This is a genomic window from Streptomyces sp. SID3212, assembly GCF_009865405.1.
Lineage (GTDB): Bacteria > Actinomycetota > Actinomycetes > Streptomycetales > Streptomycetaceae > Streptomyces.
In genome coordinates this window covers 1-983 of the sequence record NZ_WWJY01000289.1, presented here as the reverse complement: position 1 = coordinate 983, position 983 = coordinate 1, and the positions used below count along the sequence as shown (strand labels likewise).

At 74.3% G+C, this 983-nt stretch carries 1 protein-coding gene; it reads left to right on the top strand.

Annotation, left to right across the window (positions count from 1 at the left end; translation table 11 throughout):
* The coding region (locus GT042_RS08930; RefSeq protein ID WP_161308168.1) for a hypothetical protein at positions 1-852 on the top strand (852 nt) is incomplete at its 5' end.
* Between the last annotated feature and the right edge of the window lie 131 nt (positions 853-983).

Here is a 983-nt window from a genome sequence, read left to right as displayed (position 1 = left end):
GCCCGGCTGCACCGCGCCCGGGGCGGCCTGCTCGCGCCGCTGATCGGCGAGGACAACCGGCTCTCCACGTCCCGTACCGTCGCCTCCGCCTGGGTGCTGTTCGTCGTCTTCGCCGTCCTCGTCCTCGCGCTCCAACTCGCGGGCGCGTCCGGCACGTCCCGCCGCGACGACCTGATCGCCGGACTCGACCTGGCCCGGGGCGCCGGCCTGGTGACCGTACTGGCCGTCGTCTGCGCCGTCGCCGTTCTCGTACGGCACGTCGTCTCGTCGCGGGTCCTCGGCCGGCGGCTCCAGAAGGTACGGGCCGAACGGCCGCGCCTGGCCGACCTGCTCTGCGACGACGCGGGGCGCGCCAGCTTCACCGACCTCCAGTACGCGCTGCTCAACGCGGTCGCCGTGGTCTTCTCCGCCGTCCTGCTGGCCCGGCGGCCCGGCCAACTCCCCGATCTGCCCTGGGCGCTCGCCCTGCTCGCCGCCGTCTCCGCCGCCACCTACTTCGCGGGCAAGTACGCGGAGGGCGGCCGGCCCGTCGTCCTGTCGGTCGTCCGGGCCCGGGAGGCCGGGGACCTGGACGCCCCCATCCGTACCGGGGACGACATCGAGATCCGCGGCGCCGGATTCGTACCGCCGGGCGCGGGCACCCCGGACCGGCTGGCCGGGATGGTCGTCAGGATCGGCGCGGTCCACGTACACGTACCGCTCGTCCCGGTGCCGGGCGGCTTCGCCAACCCGTCGGACACGACGCTGACCGTGCCTGTCCCGGTGGAGGTGGAGCCCGGTACGGTCGACGTGCAGGTCGTGACGGCGGCCGGGGTGGAGACCAACCGGGTGAGCGTCGAGGTCATGGACTAGGGCGTGTCCGCAAAGTGGCGTCGTTCGCCCGCAGGGCGTGGCCCGCGGCGTCTGGTGCGTGCGATCGCAAGGCGGAGGACCGAGCGTGTACTGGATGTACTCGCTCGGTCCGACAACGCCGCGAGCGCGCG